This window comes from Aurantiacibacter flavus (assembly GCF_039710615.1).
In the GTDB taxonomy this organism is placed as follows: Bacteria; Pseudomonadota; Alphaproteobacteria; order Sphingomonadales; family Sphingomonadaceae; genus Alteraurantiacibacter; species Alteraurantiacibacter flavus.
Window position 1 is genome coordinate 109,418 of sequence record NZ_JBDLBR010000005.1, and the last position, 16,588, is coordinate 126,005.

A 16,588-nucleotide genomic window follows, 5' to 3' on the forward strand; every position below is an offset into this window, starting at 1 on the left:
CCGGATCAGCTGGCCCGCTGCGCTCGCGCTATGCGCGAGAAAGCGGGAGCGATGCAATGGTCTGGTCACAAGCAAGGTTTGAAATCGCAAGTCCAGTTGCTGCTTCGACCGCTGCTGGCAGTGAAATTTGACGCCATATGTAGAGAGGAAGGGAATATACGGCAAACTGTAGTGGTTTCGTTTGAATAATTCACTTTTTCCTCTGCTCTGTTGGCGAAAATGCTATAGAGGCCTTCGTGACCTTCTCAGCCGACCTTCTTCTGCCGCTCCTCGCTTTGCTCGGGGCCGGAGCCGGGGCGGGCTTTGCCGGGGGGCTGTTCGGAATTGGCGGCGGGTTCGTGGTGGTTCCGGCATTGGTGCTGATTCTGCCGCTGCTGGGGGCACAGCCCGACCAACTGACACATGTTGCCGTGGGCACTTCGCTGGCGACCATTATCTTCACATCACTGCGGGCAGTCAAAAGCCATGCTGCGCGCGGGGCGGTCGATGTCGATGTGCTCAAGACCTGGGCGCCATGGGTGGTCGGCGGGACAGCTCTGGGCGCTTTGATCGCCGGGCGTGTTACGTCCGAGACGCTGGCGTTGATCTTCGCCATCGGGGTGTTTGCCTTCGCAATCTACTTCCTCGCGCCAAAAATCCGCGCCAGCGCGATGGTGCTGGCCATGCCGCAGGGCGCAGCGCGGGCTGGTCTGGCCGGCTCGCTGGGGCTGGTCTCGGCGCTGCTCGGGATCGGCGGGGGCACGATTACCACCGTGGTGATGAGCGTGTGCGGTAACGGCATTCACCGCGCCATCGGCACCGCGTCGGGCATGGGCGCGATCATCGCCATTCCCGGCACGATTGGCTTCATGATTATCGGCTGGGGCGAGGCAGGGCTGCCCTGGGGCTCGGTCGGCTACGTAAACTGGGCGGCGGCCGGGGTGGTTATTCTCACATCGGTGCTGTGCGCGCCGCTGGGCGTGGCCATGGCGCACAAGCTGAGCGAGGGGCTGCTGCGGCGGGTCTTCGGCATCTACCTGATTTTCGTGGGCGTAACGATGATAACACACGCCTGAGTGTCCGCAGGAGGCAAGGAGTAAACGCGCTAACAGGAGACATACCATGCACGCATCACGCCGAGGATTTCTGGCCGGATCGGCCGCGCTGACGGGGCTCGCCGGGGCAGCGCCGGCTCAGGCCGTTCTACCGATGAGCGCAGCCGGGGTGGTCAGCCACTTTGGACCCAAGCCCGATACCGCGCTGCTGGCGCGCAACGAAAACCCCTATGGACCGGCGCCGAGCGCCTTGGCGGCGATCACCGACACATCGGTGAAGGGCTGCTACTACGCCGACGGGGGTGTCTCCTACATCACCGACATGATCGCCGAACGCCATGGCGTGAACCCGAAGCAGGTGGTGATGGGCAGCGGCTCGACCGAGCTGCTCTGCGCGATCGCGCTCGCCTGGGGCAGCACAGGCAAGATCGTCTGTCCCGGCCTGTTCTGGGATACGACGGTGAAATATGGCGAGAAGAAAGGCGCTACGGCCACCCGCATCGCGCTGACGCCCGACATGCAGGTCGACGTGGCCGGGATCGCGGCAGCCTTTGGCGACGATGTGTCGCTGGTGCAGATCTGTAACCCCAACAACCCCACCGGCATGGTGGTGCCCCAGCCCGAACTGCGCGCGCTGGCGGCTCAGGTTACGCCGCACGCCACGCTGCTGATCGACGAGGCCTACAACGAACTGACCGACGATCCCGAAGGTAACTCGGTGATCGACCTTGTGCGCGAAGGGCATGACGTGATCGTCTGCCGCACCTTCTCGAAAATCTACGGCATGGCCGGCATGCGCGTGGGCTATGCGATCACCAGCGAAGCCAATGCCGAACGCATCTCGGGTTACCTGATGAGTTTCGGCGGCAATGTTTCGGGTCTCGCCGCCGCCATCGCCAGCTATGACGACTTCGGCTTCCTCGAACGCAGCAAGGCGATGATCCTCGAAGGCCGCGAAATGATCCTCGATGCGGTCGCCAAGGCAGGGTTGACGGCCTTGCCAAGCCAGACCAACTTCGTCTTCGTCGAAGTGCCCGATGCGGAAAAGGTGCGTGCAGCCATGGCCGAACGCGGTATCCTCATCCGCGGTGCCTATGGCGAGTGGACGCAATATTCGCGCGTAAGCACCGGGCTGCTGCCCGATGTGCAACGCTATGGGGCGGCATTGCCGGAGGTGATCGACAGCCTCGCCTGAGGCATGAAATGGGAGACACATGATGCGTCGATTAACGATCCTGCTTTGCGCCGGGGCCGCAGCCTCGTTGGCAACCCCGGCGGCAGCCGAAACGCTGGTCGATGTCACCAGCTCACGGGTTAGCGGGGCGCATCCTGTCCCCGTGTTCAAGGCCGATGTCACATGGCCGCGACTGCCCGAAGACCAGATGCTCGGCCAGGTCTCGGGCCTCGCGGTGGCGCCGGACGGCCACATCTGGCTCACGCAGCGCCCGCATTCGCTGGGGGCGACCGACCTCGGGCTCGATAGCGGGCAGGCAGTGGCCTGTTGTCGTACGCCATCGCCAGTGCTGCGGCTCGATACCGAGGGGCGCATAGTCGCCGAATGGGGCGGGCCGGAGAGCGCGCCCACCATCGACGGGGTCAATCAGTGGCCGGCCAACACGCACGGCCTGTTCGTCGACGACGATGGCAACGTGTGGATCGGCGGCAACGGTGCGGGCGATCATGCCGCGCTCAAGTTCTCGCCAGAGGGAGACTACCTCGGCCAGATCGGCCTGCGCGAACAGACCGACGGCAACTTCTCCGAAAGCCTGCTCGGCCTGCCTGCCGATATCAGCTCTGTGGAAGGTTCGGTGCTGCTCGCCGATGGCTATGCCAACAAGCGGGTGGTCGAATTCCTCGACGGCGGCGAGGGCGCCTTCGCCTTTGAGCATGTTTTCGGTGCTTGGGGCGAGCCGCCGATGGCGCCAGTGCGCGAGGGCGACTTCGACCAGAGCCAGGCCACCAGCACCGGTGACGGCGGCCCGCAGACGGAGGGTGAGAACTTCGGCGATATTGTCCACTGCGTGGTGCGAGGGCCGGACGCGACGATCTACGTCTGCGACCGGCGCAACAACCGCGTGCAGATTTTCCGCGAAACGGCCGATGGTGTCGACTTCGTGCAGAACCTCGTGATCGCTGGCGAAACCGGCGGTACGCGCACCGCCACCGATGTCGGCTTCAGCCCCGATGGCAAATATGTCTACGTTGCCGACATGATGAACGGGCGCGTGTGGATCCTGCTGCGCGAAACGCACGAGGTGCTCGGCAGCTTCGGCAAGAACGGGCGCTATCCCGGCGAGTTCATCTGGCTGCACTCGCTCGATGTCGACAGCGAGGGCAATATCTACACCAGCGAGGTCAACACCGGCCGCCGCGTGCAGAAGTTCGTGATGACCGGCTTTATGGATTAATCGCGCAGGAATATCTGCTCAATCGGCAGCGCGAAGACATCCGCGATGCGGAATGCGAGCGGCAGCGAGGGATCGTATTTGCCGGTCTCGATCGCGTTTACGCTTTGGCGGGAGACGCCCAGAGCGTCGGCGAGCGTTTGCTGGCTCCACTTTCTTTCGGCGCGCAGCGCGCGGAGCCGGTTGTTCACGCCCGTCACCGCACTACTGGAGACGCAAAGCCGAACATCGCCAGCCACATGACTCCGAACCAGCGAGGACCTTCGGCCAACACTTCAAACACAGCCAGGAATTGCCAGCACGTGCTGATCGCGAGGGTAGCGGCGGTGGCGAGCAGCACCTGCTTGACCCACAGCATACGCTGATACTCGTCATCGCATTCGGCCAGCAGACGGAAGATGGTCCAGAACACCCCGCAGATCATGCCTGCGCTAAGCAGTGCCATGGCAACGCGCACTTCCGGACCGGCGCCGCCATCACGCAACACGATGCCACCGACCAGCACCACGCAATAGCCGGACATGAACAGGATAATGCGCGAGAGATAGCGCTTCATGTATGTGGGCACTCGCATTTCAGCCTCCTAAAATGTCAATGTTGCTTTACATAAACACGAATGCGGGTGTCAAGTAACATTGACATTGGGAGAGCCAGTCTGCCTGCCTATGTAAAAGACCCGCCCGTCCTTTTTTGGGGGGAGGGAAGGACGGGCGGGGGTTGGGTGGCGAGGCTCCCACCGCAATCGGGAGCCTCGCCGCGGGGACTGGTCAGAACCGCTTGGTAAAACCGACGCGGATCTGGCGCGGTTCCACAATGCGGCTGTTTATGCCTTCGACGCCTGCGTTCTCGCCGGGCAGGCGCGTCTCGTAGAAATAGGTGATGTCCTTGTCCTCGGAGTCGAGCGCGTTCAGCAGCTCAAGATGGATCTCCACGCCTTCAAGGACGCCGCGGCTTTGCGGGGTCCAGGCGGTGCGCAGGTTCACCAGCACGGTTTCGTCGCTGCGCACCGAATTGTCCTCGATCAGCGCCGCCGGGCCGAGATAGCGCAGCCGCGCCGAGGCGTTCCAGTTCGGGAACGCCGCCGAAATGCCCAGCTCGCCCGAGGAATCGAGCGCGCCCGGAACATAGTCCTCGCCCGCCGGAAGGCCCGCATAGCGCGAGGTGGTGCCGGTCCAGACCGCGTCTATCGCCAGCCAGTTGTTCGGCTTGTAGAAGGCGGTCAGCTCATAGCCGTGGCGCTCGCCTGCGTCAGACGGCTCGACCGCGCCCGCGTCGCCAACGTAAATCAGCTCGCTTTCGATGTTCGACCACCAGTAAACACCCGTGAAGATCAGTCCGCCGCGCTCCAAGCGCAGGCCCACTTCTTCGAAACCTCCTTCGACCAGACCGGGTGCGGGATCTGTCGGTGCGGTCACGCCGCGTGCGTCGTTCGAATGGAAGCCCTCGCCATAGTTGGCGTAGAAGGCGAGGCCGTCGAGCAGCTCGTAATTGGCACCGATCTTGAAGCCGAGCGTTTCGTCGGAGAGGTCGCCGCTCCAGCTTCCAGCCCCTTCGAGGGAGCGCGTTTCGAAGCCATACCAATCCTGCCGCAGTCCGGCGATGATCATCAGCCGGTCCACGGGTTGCCAAATGGCCTCGCCGTAAAGGCCGAGCGATTTCTCATCGACGGCGAAGGCACCAACGGTGAATTCCTTCACCCCGTCGATGGTCTCGTCGAGTCCGACGCGGGCAATGTCGTCGTAGCGGCCCTCGGCACCGACACGCAGGGTGAGGGTGTCGTCGATCTCGGCGGTGTGCTCGATCCGCCCGCCGTAGGACCACTGGTTCGAGTACTGGCGCAACTGGTCGCCGTTCACCGGGTCTTCGAGGAAGAAGGTGAAGTTGGAAAGGAGCTGCCAGTCGTAATGCTGGGCCCAGGCGGTGACGCGCCAGCTGTCGCTGGTGTAGTTCGCGGTCAGGATCTGGCGTTCGGTATAGCCGTCCTGCGTGGTGTCGATCGCGCAGTAGACATCCTCGCAGAGCGGGGTGCCGATGGCGCGCTCGGGCAGTTGCTCCGTCGGGTTCCAGCTCGCATCGTAAATCGTGGCCGAAAGCTGGAGATCGCCGTCGCCGACCGGCAGTGAATATTTGAGCAGGCCCGAATAGCCCTCGAAATCCTCGGGCAGCTCCCACGGCCCGTCGTTGAATTTGGCCTGGCCAACCGCGAGCAGGGTGCCGCTGCCAAGATCGACCGAGCCGCCCGCCACGAATCTGCGATAGCCGTAGCCACCGATTTCTGCCGTGGCGAAAGGCTGAATGCGATCCTTGGTGGTGATCTGGGCGCTGCCGACGAAGGCAAAGTCGCCGGTGTCGGCGCGATAGGGGCCTTTGCGATAGTCGACCCGCTCGACCGTTTCGGGGATCAGGCCATTGACATCGAGATAGCCCTGTCCGTGCCCGTGGGTGCGGAAATTGTACGGCATGTCATCGACATAGAGCGCGAAGTCGGTGCCGTGATCGAGATTGAACCCGCGCAGGAAGAACTGGTTGGCCTTGCCGCCGCCGGAATGTTGGGTGGCGATCAAGCCGGGTGTAGCTTCGAGCAGTTCGCCGGGGCGTAGCAGGGGGCGCAGTTCCAGGTCAGCCCCGGCCACGCCGCCTTCGCTGGCAGCGCCAGCCGTGCCGATGCGCCGCTCGCCCCGGCCATATACATAGATAATATCGCCGGTGACAGTGTCGCGAACGACATTGCCATCATTGACGTCGACCTGGCCGTCAGGCGCGGGTTGGCTTTGCTCCTCTGCTTGGGCTGCCAGCGGAAGGCCGAGCGCGATGATGGAAACGGTCGCGGCAAGCGCGCGGGTGATCTGGGGAATGTCCTCTCTTCTCATTCGCCATGGCTTGGTGAGCCCCTCTTGCTGTGACCAGTTGAATTACGGTAATCGGCTCGTAACAGGTGCGTAACAGCACCCGATCTGAACGAGGAGCCGCTCATGACCGACGCCGTGTCGGACTGTAACGTGGGTTACAAGAAAGAGGTTGAGCGCCTGCGGGCAGCCGGTGTTGCGGGACGTAACGGACGCCTGCGCGACCTGTTCGACTACCTTGCCGAACGCGGCCCCGATGCCGAATCGGCTAGCCAGTCAGACATTGCCGTGGCGGTGTTCGGCGAGGCGCAAAACGATGCCGACGATGCCACGGTGCGCGTTTATGTGCACCGGCTTCGCAAGAAAATCGACGATTACTATTCGCGGCACGAACCTTCGTCCGATGCCTTGAGGCTTGAGATTCCCTCGGGCATCTACGGTCTGCGCCCCATGCGCCGGGCCGGTGCCAGCGACGTGTCCAGCCTTTCGCAAGGGGCGGTCGTTCCGCGCCGACTTGTCGCGATCGCCTTGGTGGCGCTGGCGATATTGTGTGCCGGGGCCTTCGGGCTCGGGCGGTCGCTCGAGCGACCTGGGGCGGCGAGTGCCTTGTGGCAACCCCTGCTAGAGTCAGAGCGGCCGGTACTCTTTGTGCTTGGAGACTACTACCTGTTCGGCGAAATCGATCCGCTCATCCCCGATGAGGGGCGGCTGATCCGCGATTTCCGCGTCAACAGCTCGGAAGACTTGCTGCGCCTGCAGGAAGCCGAACCCGATCGCTATGCCGTGGCCGAGGATTTCGGGCTAAATTACCTCCCCTTTTCCACTTCCTATGCGCTATCCGCGATTGCTCCGGTGCTTGAAGGCAATGGCAAGACCGCGACGGTGATTGCTGCGTCCGACCTGCGGCCCGACATGCTCAACCGGTTCGACATCGTCTATGTTGGTCTGCTCAGCGGGTTGGGACCGCTCGAACAGCAGGTCTTTGCCGGCTCCGGCTTTCGCCTGGGCGAGACTTACGACGAGCTGATCGATCGCGAATCGCGCCAGATTTACGCTAGCGATGAGGCGCGCCGCATCGCGGCCCCCGTGTTCTATCGTGACTATGCCTATCTTGCGCGGTTCATCGCGCCGGGCGGGGCAAAGGTGATCGTCGTCGCCAGCGAGCGCGAAACGGGGCTGCGTTCGCTGGGGCCGATCGTGGCGAGCGCGGAGCTGCCCGAGAAGGTGGCCGAGGTGGTGGCGGACGGCGCGCCGTTCGAGGCATTATGGCAAGTGACCGGACAGCAGGGGGCCGACCTTTCGGACCGCCTGATCCTCGCCCGCACGCGTCGCTGAGGCGAGCCATCGCAGGGAGAGGCCCGTTATCTTGCCATTCACCCGCGCACGCCTACATTGGGTTCCGAAAGGACTCTTAAGCACATGAGCGACAATCGCGAGCCCGAAGGCGGCGGCAACCCCTGGATGAAGAGCCTCATGATCTGGGGCGGCATCTTCGTGGCGCTGCTGCTCGTTATCTCGATGTTCTCCGGCCCGCGCGAGGCGGGCGGGGCGCAGATCCTCTATTCGGACTTCAAGCAGAAGGTCGCCGAAGGCAGCGTGAAGAGCGTCGAAATCTCGCCCGATCTGATCGTTGGCCAGATGAAGAACGACGAGCGCTTCTCCACCATTCCCGTGCAGGGCGATGTCGAGCTGACCGGCCAGCTGGAGCGGGCTGATGTGCAGTTTACCGGCGCCGCGCCCGAGCAGATGAATGTCCTGTGGGTGATCCTGATCCAGGCGCTGCCGTTCCTGCTGATTCTCGGCGTGGCCTTCTTTGCGCTGCGGCAGGTGCAAAAGGGCGGCGGTTCGGGCGCAATGGGTTTTGGCAAGTCGAAGGCCAAGCTGCTCACCGAAAAGCAGGGTCGCGTCACTTTTGACGATGTCGCCGGCATCGACGAGGCACGCGAGGAGTTGCAGGAAATCGTCGAGTTCCTGAAAGACCCGGCGCGCTTTTCGAAGCTCGGCGGGCAGATTCCCAAGGGTGCGCTGCTGGTCGGCTCGCCGGGTACCGGTAAGACGCTGCTGGCCCGCGCCATCGCAGGTGAAGCGCGCGTGCCGTTCTTCACCATTTCGGGCTCGGACTTCGTCGAGATGTTCGTCGGCGTCGGCGCGAGCCGCGTGCGCGACATGTTCGAACAGGCGAAGAAGAACGCGCCGTGTATCGTCTTCATCGACGAAATCGACGCTGTGGGCCGCCATCGCGGCAATGGCATCGGCAATTCGAACGACGAGCGCGAGCAGACGCTGAACCAGCTCCTCGTGGAGATGGACGGTTTCGAAGCCAACGAAGGCATCATCATCATCGCCGCTACCAACCGGCCCGACGTGCTCGACCCGGCGCTGCTGCGCCCGGGCCGGTTTGACCGTCAGGTGGTGGTGCCGATCCCCGATATCGACGGGCGCGAGAAGATCCTCTCGGTGCACATGAAGAAGGTGCCGCTGGCTCCCGATGTGAACGCGCGCACCATCGCGCGCGGTACTCCCGGCTTCTCGGGTGCGGACCTTGCCAACCTCGTCAACGAGGCGGCGCTGTTGGCTGCCCGGCGCAACAAGCGTCTGGTCGCCATGCAGGAGTTCGAAGACGCCAAGGACAAGGTCATGATGGGCACCGAAAGGAAGTCCATGGTCATGACCGAGGACGAGAAGAAGATGACTGCCTATCACGAGGCCGGCCACGCGCTCGTCTCGCTGAACGAGCCGGCGTCTGACCCGATCCACAAGGCCACGATCATCCCGCGCGGGCGTGCGCTGGGCATGGTGATGCGCCTGCCCGAGCGTGACAACTATTCGTACCATCGTGACAAGATGCACGCGAACCTTGCCGTCGCCATGGGCGGCCGCGTGGCCGAGGAAATTATCTTCGGGCACGACAAGGTCAGCTCGGGCGCATCGGGCGACATCCAGTACGCGACCGATCTGGCGCGGAACATGGTGACCAAGTGGGGCATGAGCGACAAGCTCGGTCCGCTCCAGTACGAGGCGAGCCAGGAAGGCTATCTCGGCATGGGCCAGACCACGCGCACCATGGCCGGCTCGGAAACGAACAAGCTGATCGACGCCGAGATCAAGGATCTGGTCGAAGCAGGCCTCAAGCGCGCGACCGATGTCCTGACAGAGCAGGAGGACAAGCTCCACTTGCTGGCGCAGGCGTTGCTCGAATACGAGACGCTGAGCGGCGAGGAGATCAACCGGCTGATGGAGGACGGCAAGATCGACCGGCCCGACCAGCCCGCTGGTCCGACCATTCTGCCGCCGTCGCAAGGCTCCTCGGTGCCCAAGGCTGGCAAGCGGTTCGGCGGTTCGGGCGAGGCACCGCAGGGCGCTTGAGCCGGTCCGGCAAGCCTGCTCGCTCTGAGCCCGTCGAAGGACGGGCAGGAGGTAAAGCCTTCGACACAAGGCTCAGGCTGAGAAAGGCGCTTCTAACCCCGCGCCAGCCTGCGCTCGATCGCGGTCCAGAGCTGGCGGAAGCCGCGCGCGGCCGGCGAGTTGGGGGCGAAGGCACCCACCGGCGCCTGCCGCACCGCGCATTGTTCGACCGCGCTTGCCTGCGGGATGACCGGCCAGTTCGGATTGGCCTCCAGCGCCTCGCGGTGGAGTGCGCGGCGGCGGTCGACCATCGATAGCACCGGCAGGATTGGCGGGTGGTTCTTGGTGTTGGCGCGGATTTCCTTTGCCACGATCTCGAAGGCCCGGGCCGATAGCGGAGAGGGCGGCAGCGGCACGATCACGCAGGTCGCCGCGCGCACCACCTGAGCGCTGATCTCGTTGAGCACCGGCGGGCAATCGAGCACGATCCGCTCGTAGTCGCGCCCCAGGGTGTCGGCGAGCTTGGCCAGTCGCTTCTTTTTGCCGATCCGCGCGAGCAGACTGTCGAGGTCGCGCAGGCTGTCGTCGGCGGGCAGCAGGTCTAGCCGGTCATAACCGCTCTGCCAGATCAGGCTGGCGGGCTCGGCATCGCGGTCGAAGATGGCGCCGGCGGCGGCGCGTTTCTGCGCATCGATTCCGAACAGAAAGCCCGATCCGCCCGCAGCATCGAGATCCCACAACAGCGTGCGCCGACGCGAGACCATGGCCGAGAACCACGCGAGGTTCGCCGCAATAGTGGTTTTCCCGACGCCGCCTTTCACGCTGTAGACTGCTATGACCGCCATCGAAGCTCCCTTCGACGATTCTTAGAGCCTCAATACGGCTGCCGATCAATCGCCAGCCTCGCATCTGTGTCGCTGCCGGACACCGGACAGAAGAAAAGGGCCGCAGCTTGCGCCGCAGCCCCTTCTTGGTCTTGCCTTAGCGAGCAATCAGTCGTCCCAGGATCAGCCTTCGTAGTCACCGCCGACCGAGGTCGAGCGGGCCGGGGCCGCAGCCGAAAGGCGCATGGCTTCGGCCGACTGGCTCAGCGAACCGATGTCGTCCGCTTCGTCTTCCTCATCGGGCAGCACGCGCTGGAGCGACTGGGTCAGCGATTCCTGCAGGTGCTTGGGCTTCACGGTCTGCTCGGCGATTTCGCGCAGGGCCACGACCGGGTTCTTGTCACGGTCGCGGTCGACGGTGAGTTCGGCACCGCCCGAGATCTCGCGCGCGCGCTGGGCGGCGAGCAGGACGAGGTCGAAACGGTTGGGAACTTTGTCGACGCAATCTTCGACGGTAACGCGCGCCATAGGGCACTCCAATCAAGCGGGTTGTCCGGAAAGTTGACCAGATACGGGCGCAAGCGCCGAGAGTCAAGAATTCGCATGTGTGAGGCGGGCGTGCTAGCGCGGGAACCTGGCCCCAACCAAGCTATTGGAACAGCATGACCCGCACCCTCCCGCTTCTGCTTGCTCCCCTGATACTCGCAGCCTGCAACGAGGGCGCCCCCGAGCCGCCCGTTGCCAGCGATGAGCCAGCCGCGCCCGTTGCGTCTGGCGTGAGCATGGCCGAGGGGCAGAGCGCGCCGATCATGCTGGATGTGATCATGCCCGAGGATATTGCTGCCGAACCGCTGGACGGCGAACTTGGTTGCTCGTTCAGCTTCAGCCGCAACGACGACCCGCTGCTGGTCGCCAAGGGTTTTGTTGATAGTCAGAGGCAGGCGATGGGGGCGGTGAAGATCGACGGGACGGTGATGCGCCTCGCGAAGGACGGCAAGGGCGGCTTCGGCGACATGCCCGATGGTGCCTCGTTCACCAACGGCACGGTCAGCGCGCGGGTCGAAGTGACGGGCGAGGCCGATCCCGGCGCAGCGCCGAGCGAGAGCCCACTCAAGACGGCGCGGCTGACTATCGCGCGCGGAACGCGGCAGATCGTGATCGACGGGTTTTATGCCTGTGGGCCGTGAGGGCACAATGTCGGCCTATGGGGAGAGGCTGCGTCTGCTTTCGGGAACTGCGGAATGCGAAGTGAACGGCGGGGAATGGGTGGGAAGCTGACATTTTGTTTGGAAACCCAATAGTCGTCTCGTAGCCTTAGGGCGAGAGGAAAGCTGATGGTGAAGCTCATCTATTCATTCGTAGCGCTATTCCTATTGACAAGCTGTAGTGCGTACGCCGAGCCATTCCCTGAGGTAATCGATGACGAAGTGAAGATAACTCTTCAGCGGACTGCGTGCTTTGGTAGCTGCCCAGACTACACGGTAACGATCGACGGTCAGGGAAATGTAGAATTCCGCACACGGGGAGAGATCTTCCCAGGCGAATTTGAAGTGCACCGTTCATTCTCTCGGAACGACGGGATTTTGCTTTCTGGCGTTCACACCGACGAAATTGATCCGGGTGTGGTCGCGAGCCTGTTGGAGCAGTTTCGTGACGCTAAATTTTTTAGTCTGAATGACGAGTATCGAGCCCAGATAACGGATAGCCCGGCATACATTTTGACAATCGACACAGGCACCGCCTCAAAAACTGTTGTTGACTATGTTGGCGAAGAAGTTGGGATGCCTCCGGTCGTAACCCAGCTTCAGGAAGCGGTTGATCAAGCGGCTGGATCAGCACGATGGGTCGATGGCGCAGAAGGTTTGGTTGAATGGCTGGAAGAGAACAACTTCAATTTTAACTCTGATGCCGCCCGCAGTCTTGCTCTTGAGGGTGCCCTCGAAGACGCAGATGACCGAACAATAATGGGCATTATTGATCGGGGCGCAAACTTGAATGCGATGACTACGCATCCATGGAGTGGTGACGAAGTAGTGCTAGGAGAGGAGCTATTGATGGCAGCAATCGAGCGAGGGCGCGCCGATCTCTTTACATATCTAGCCAGGAACGGGTGGGTTGAGCGTTCTGATAGGCGGAGCCTTGAAGCAATCTTTGCGGACAACGCTGCCGGTTGTAGTGCTTCATTGGCTCGGGCATTTGCGGCTCAAGGGCTATCGATCGACTCTATTGGTGAAGAGGGGCAACCGGCTTTGGCGGCGCTTTCGAGCGTCTATCTCTGCAATCGAGATGATGAGGAGCTGGTCGCGACCGCTAAGGCGCTTTTGGATCTTGGTGCAGATCCAAACAAACGGGACGCAGATGGCGAAACGGCGATCTTCGATGTCGAATATCTCCCCCTCCTAGATCTGCTTTACTCTCATGGTGCGGTCGCTGATGTAATTGACAAAGCGGGCAATAGCCCGGCGCTTTCGTCATGGACTGACGAAATCGTATTGCGACATTTGATGGCAGGTGCCCGACCGGTCGGACGCTATTATGATGGTCGAACACTTTGGGAGCAGATGGAGCACAGGCCAATGCCAAAGGTAGAGGTGTGGCTGGATTCGAATGATTCTGATTAGAAGTAGGTCCGCAATAGGGTCGTTTCCAGATAGTCCGCTTTGCTAAACATCCCGCGCGCAGCGGACATTCTTTCCGGCGCTCGGTCTGAGCAAGCTGGGCCCCGGGGTCAGGTAGAGGTAAGGCTACCCCGCCTACTCGTACCCGTAGTCCGAATAGTCCTTCATCACGGGCGAGGTGAACTTCGTGATCTCGGCCTGGAAGTGCAGCGGCACGTTGCCGGTCGAGCCGTGGCGCTGTTTGGCCACGATCAGCGTCGCCTTGTTGCGCAGCTCCAGATAGCGTTCCTCCCACAACCGGTACTTTTCCTGAATGTCGGCGGAGCTGGTCTCGGTCGGCACCTCGGGGCGGATCGCCTCGTGATAGTAGTCGCCGCGGAAAATGAACCAGACCATGTCGGCGTCCTGCTCGATCGAGCCCGATTCGCGCAGGTCCGACAGCATCGGCTTCTTGTCTTCGCGCTGCTCCACCGCACGGCTGAGCTGCGACAGCGCGATCACCGGGACGCCCAGCTCTTTCGCCAGCGTTTTCAGCCCGCGCGAAATCTCGGAAATCTCGTTCACGCGGTTGTCGCTGGCGCGGCCCGAGCCTTGCAGAAGTTGCAGGTAATCGACCACGATCAGCCCGATATCGTGCCGCCGCTTCAGCCGCCGCGCGCGGGTGCGCAAGGCGCCGATGGTGAGGCCGGGGGTGTCGTCAATATAGAGCGGCAATTCTGACAGTCGGCGGCTGGCATTGGCGAGCCGCTGGAAATCGTCGCGGTTCAATTTACCCGAACGCAGCGCTTCGGAGGAAATTTCGGCCTGTTCGGCAAGGATACGCGTTGCGAGCTGGTCGGCGCTCATTTCGAGGCTGAAGAAGGCGACGGGCCCGCCGAAATTGTGCTCGCCGCCCTCGGCCTGCCAGCGCAGGTGCTCTTCGGCGCAGTTGAAGGCGATGTTGGTGGCGAGCGAGGTCTTGCCCATGCCGGGGCGACCGGCAAGGATGATAAGGTCGGAATTGTGCAGGCCGGCGGTCTTGCGGTCGACCGAATCGAGGCCGGTGGTCTTGCCAGAAAGCCCGCCGCCAGAGTTCATCGCCGCCTCGGCCATCTTGATCGCGGTGAGCGCGGCGGCCTTGAAACTGGTCGCTTCCGAGCCGCTGGCCGCGCCTTCGGCGACCTCGAACAGGCGCGCTTCGGCCTGCGAGATCTGGTTGAGCGGCTCGACCTCCTCGCTGGTATCGAGCGCGCCCTCCACCAGATCGCGGCCCACGCTCACCAGCTCGCGCAGCAGCGCGAGGTCGTAAATCTGCTGGGCCAGTTCGCGCGGGGCGAGCAGGCCCTGCCCATCGGCGGTGAGCTGCGCGAGATAGGCGGTGCCGCCCAGCTCGGCGAGCGCGGGGTCGTTCTCGAACAAGGGTTTGAGCGTCACCGGCGTCACCACCATCTGGCGGTCGAGCTGGTTCTGGATCCGGTCCATGATCTTGCCATGGACAGGGATGAAGAAATGCTCGGGCCGGATCGGCACGGTCATTTCTTCGAGCAGACGGTTGTCGATCAGCAGCGCGCCGAGGAAGGCGGCCTCCGCCTCCGGGTTGGCCGGAAGCGCGCGGCCGGCCGGCGTCTGGGCACTGGTGGCGCCAAGGCCGGCGGAGCGGATAAGCAGGTCTTCGTCGGACATGGCCCCCTCATGCGACCTCATGGCCGCTGCGGCAAGAGGAGCCCCCTTGTGGATAGCGGGGATGAATCCCTCCCGCGCCCTTTCGCAATTGCCATAAAGGCTTGAGATAGGCACAGAGACGCGACCATGCTCGACCCTGCCATCAACCGTATTGCCAGCATCTCGCTTGACGAGGCCTCGGTGATCGCGCGTAGCGAGGATGTCGAGCGGGAGCGGCAGGTGGCGCTGCGCGATCTGGTGGAAGATAACCTGTTTCGCCCCTTGCGCGCCAGCGAGGCCGGTCAGCAGGGGCCGTGGCAGGTGCACCTGTCGGTGGTGGACGGGATGCTGGCCTGGAACCTCACCGATGGCGCGAACGAAGCAGCGGGCACGATTGGGTTGGGCCTCGCGCGGATGAAGCGCCACGTGCGCGATTACTTTGCGATCTGCGACAGCTATTTTAAGGCGCTCAGGCGCAACTCGGCGCAGGAGATCGAGACCATCGACATGGCGCGGCGGGCAATCCACGATCGTGGCACGCGCCAGCTGCTCGAATCGCTCGAAGGCAAGGTGGAGACCGACTTCGCCACCGCACGCCGCCTTTTCACGTTGATCTGCGTGCTGCATATCAGGGCCTGAGACGAGCAAGAGGGGGCCGACTTGGCCAGAAAGCGGAAAAGACCCTGGCGCCTGCGCGCACTGGCTGCGCTGTTGCTGGTCGCGCTGGTGGCGGGCAGCTGGCTCTGGTGGCAATCGCGCACCTGGCGGCCTGAACGCAGTGAGTTCCCGGTGCAGGGCGCGCTGATCGGCGAACGTGACGGCGTGGTCGATTTCGGCGCGCTCGATGCTGCGGGGGCGGACTTCGTCTATCTTGAGGCGAGCGTGGGCGAGAACGGGCGCGATGCGCAATTCAGCCGCAACCTCGAGGCGCTGGCGGGCAAGGACATGCCGCATGGCGCGGTCCATGCCTACGATCCGTGCATTCCGGCCGAGCGGCAATCGGCCAATTTCGTCACCATCGTGCCGCGCGATGCACGGATGCTGCCGCCGGTGATCGCGCTGGAGAAGATGCCGAGCGCCTGTGGCAACCCGGCGATCGAGGCGGCGCTCGAAAGCGAGTTGACCACCTTCATCAATCAGGTGGAAAATCATACCGGCCAGCCAGTGGTGCTACAGGTGCCGCCCGAGTTCGAGGCGAAATACGGAATATCCAAGCGGATCGAACGCAACCTGTGGCTGACCCGCGACTGGTTCCAGCCCGACTATGCCGGGAGGCCGTGGACCTTGTGGACCGCCAACGCCCATCTCCACAGCGCGCTGGCGAACGAGCCGCTGCGCTGGGTGGTGGTGCAGCCATGACCGTCTCGCGCGAGGCATTGATGGCGGCGGCGCGCACGGCGGCGGAGCAGGCCTATGCGCCCTATTCGAATTTTGCCGTAGGTGCGGCGCTGGCCTTTGCCGATGGTAGCGTGGTGAGCGGGGCCAATGTCGAGAACGTGAGCTATGGCCTGTCGCTCTGCGCCGAGACGGTGGCGGCGGGCAAAGCGATGAACGAGGGGCGGCGCGGCGGGTTGGTGGCCGTGGCGGTCAGCGGGCCGGTGACCCACGCGATCACGCCATGCGGACGCTGCCGACAGGTGTTGGCCGAGCTGGCCGTACTTGATGGGAGCGACCCGCTGGTCTGGTGCGACGGGCCGGAAGGTGTGCGCGAGTTTCGCTTGTCGCAGCTTTTGCCCGAAGCTTTTAGCGGGCTTTAGGAGCGATAGCCTTTCCCGTTCGTGGTGAGGAGGAAACGAGGCCGCAGGCCGAGCATCCGTTTCGAACCACCCGGGTCTGTTCTTCGAGATGGACGCTCAGCCTTCGGCTTCGTACCCT

At 63.3% G+C, this 16,588-nt stretch carries 16 protein-coding genes; 10 read left to right on the plus strand and 6 right to left on the minus strand.

Translation table 11 applies throughout. The annotated features are described in order from the left end of the window. The first annotated feature begins 236 nt into the window (after nt 1-236). From ABDJ38_RS14165 to ABDJ38_RS14175, 3 genes are read left to right on the plus strand one after another with little or no spacing between them, the layout of a single operon-like run. A complete protein-coding gene (locus ABDJ38_RS14165; RefSeq protein WP_346785780.1) occupies nt 237-1,055 on the plus strand; it encodes a sulfite exporter TauE/SafE family protein in 819 nt (272 codons plus the stop codon). A 46-nt stretch (nt 1,056-1,101) separates the two neighbouring features. Continuing rightward, entirely contained in the window at nt 1,102-2,229 is a 1,128-nt protein-coding gene (locus ABDJ38_RS14170; protein WP_346785781.1) for a pyridoxal phosphate-dependent aminotransferase, read from the plus strand. 19 nt (nt 2,230-2,248) lie between these two features. After that, nucleotides 2,249-3,442 carry an NHL repeat-containing protein gene (locus tag ABDJ38_RS14175; protein WP_346785782.1) on the plus strand — a complete coding sequence of 398 codons (1,194 nt, stop codon included), beginning with the start codon at nt 2,249-2,251 and terminating at the stop codon, nt 3,440-3,442. Here ABDJ38_RS14175 and ABDJ38_RS14180 read toward each other — a convergent pair. The 3 genes from ABDJ38_RS14180 to ABDJ38_RS14190 all read right to left on the minus strand — a co-directional run bounded on the left by ABDJ38_RS14180 (nt 3,439) and on the right by ABDJ38_RS14190 (nt 6,309). After that, a complete protein-coding gene (locus ABDJ38_RS14180; protein ID WP_346785948.1) occupies nt 3,439-3,630 on the minus strand; it encodes a helix-turn-helix transcriptional regulator in 192 nt (63 codons plus the stop codon). The two genes, ABDJ38_RS14175 and ABDJ38_RS14180, sit on opposite strands and share 4 nt — an antisense overlap. 5 nt (nt 3,631-3,635) lie before the next feature. Beyond that, a complete protein-coding gene (locus tag ABDJ38_RS14185) occupies nt 3,636-4,013 on the minus strand; it encodes a hypothetical protein (protein ID WP_346785783.1) in 378 nt (125 codons plus the stop codon). Between the two features lie 193 nt (nt 4,014-4,206). Further along, complete coding sequence (locus tag ABDJ38_RS14190) at nt 4,207-6,309, minus strand: TonB-dependent receptor (protein ID WP_346785784.1); 2,103 nt, start codon at nt 6,307-6,309, stop codon at nt 4,207-4,209. Nucleotides 6,310-6,411: 102 nt separating this feature from the next. Between ABDJ38_RS14190 and ABDJ38_RS14195 the strand changes: the two genes are divergently transcribed. Together ABDJ38_RS14195 and ftsH are read left to right on the plus strand one after the other, a co-directional pair. Next, nucleotides 6,412-7,620: a hypothetical protein gene (locus ABDJ38_RS14195; RefSeq protein ID WP_346785785.1), complete on the plus strand. Its 1,209-nt coding sequence runs from the start codon at nt 6,412-6,414 to the stop codon at nt 7,618-7,620. Between the two features lie 84 nt (nt 7,621-7,704). Further along, nucleotides 7,705-9,651 (plus strand): ATP-dependent zinc metalloprotease FtsH, encoded by a 1,947-nt coding sequence (gene ftsH / locus ABDJ38_RS14200; protein WP_346785787.1) that lies wholly within the window; start codon nt 7,705-7,707, stop codon nt 9,649-9,651. A 92-nt stretch (nt 9,652-9,743) separates the two neighbouring features. Here ftsH and ABDJ38_RS14205 read toward each other — a convergent pair whose 3' ends face one another. Next, a complete protein-coding gene (locus ABDJ38_RS14205; RefSeq protein ID WP_346785788.1) occupies nt 9,744-10,475 on the minus strand; it encodes a ParA family protein in 732 nt (243 codons plus the stop codon). Between the two features lie 162 nt (nt 10,476-10,637). Beyond that, entirely contained in the window at nt 10,638-10,982 is a 345-nt protein-coding gene (rpoZ, locus tag ABDJ38_RS14210; protein ID WP_346785789.1) for a DNA-directed RNA polymerase subunit omega, read from the minus strand. A gap of 134 nt (nt 10,983-11,116) precedes the next feature. Between rpoZ and ABDJ38_RS14215 the strand changes: the two genes are divergently transcribed. Both ABDJ38_RS14215 and ABDJ38_RS14220 read left to right on the plus strand, forming a co-directional pair. Next, nucleotides 11,117-11,641, plus strand: a complete 525-nt coding sequence (locus tag ABDJ38_RS14215; RefSeq protein ID WP_346785790.1) for a hypothetical protein — start codon at nt 11,117-11,119, stop codon at nt 11,639-11,641. Nucleotides 11,642-11,788: 147 nt separating this feature from the next. After that, nucleotides 11,789-13,075: a DUF6438 domain-containing protein gene (locus tag ABDJ38_RS14220; RefSeq protein WP_346785791.1), complete on the plus strand. Its 1,287-nt coding sequence runs from the start codon at nt 11,789-11,791 to the stop codon at nt 13,073-13,075. A 132-nt stretch (nt 13,076-13,207) separates the two neighbouring features. On the opposite strand, the gene ABDJ38_RS14225 is transcribed toward ABDJ38_RS14220, so the two are convergent. Continuing rightward, nucleotides 13,208-14,734, minus strand: coding sequence for a replicative DNA helicase (locus tag ABDJ38_RS14225; RefSeq protein WP_346785792.1), 1,527 nt, complete (start codon nt 14,732-14,734; stop codon nt 13,208-13,210). Between the two features lie 126 nt (nt 14,735-14,860). On the opposite strand from ABDJ38_RS14225, the gene ABDJ38_RS14230 reads away from it, so the two are divergent. Genes ABDJ38_RS14230 through ABDJ38_RS14240 form a run of 3 tightly spaced genes read left to right on the plus strand, consistent with a single transcriptional unit; the run spans nt 14,861 to nt 16,470 of the window. Further along, nucleotides 14,861-15,352 (plus strand): UPF0262 family protein, encoded by a 492-nt coding sequence (locus ABDJ38_RS14230; protein WP_346785793.1) that lies wholly within the window; start codon nt 14,861-14,863, stop codon nt 15,350-15,352. A 21-nt stretch (nt 15,353-15,373) separates the two neighbouring features. Beyond that, entirely contained in the window at nt 15,374-16,072 is a 699-nt protein-coding gene (locus ABDJ38_RS14235; RefSeq protein WP_346785794.1) for a glycoside hydrolase family 25 protein, read from the plus strand. After that, the gene (locus ABDJ38_RS14240; RefSeq protein WP_346785795.1) at nt 16,069-16,470 is read left to right on the plus strand and encodes a cytidine deaminase; all 402 of its coding nucleotides are present in this window, start codon (nt 16,069-16,071) and stop codon (nt 16,468-16,470) included. Before ABDJ38_RS14235 ends, ABDJ38_RS14240 begins: the two co-directional genes overlap by 4 nt. Nucleotides 16,471-16,588 lie beyond the last annotated feature (118 nt).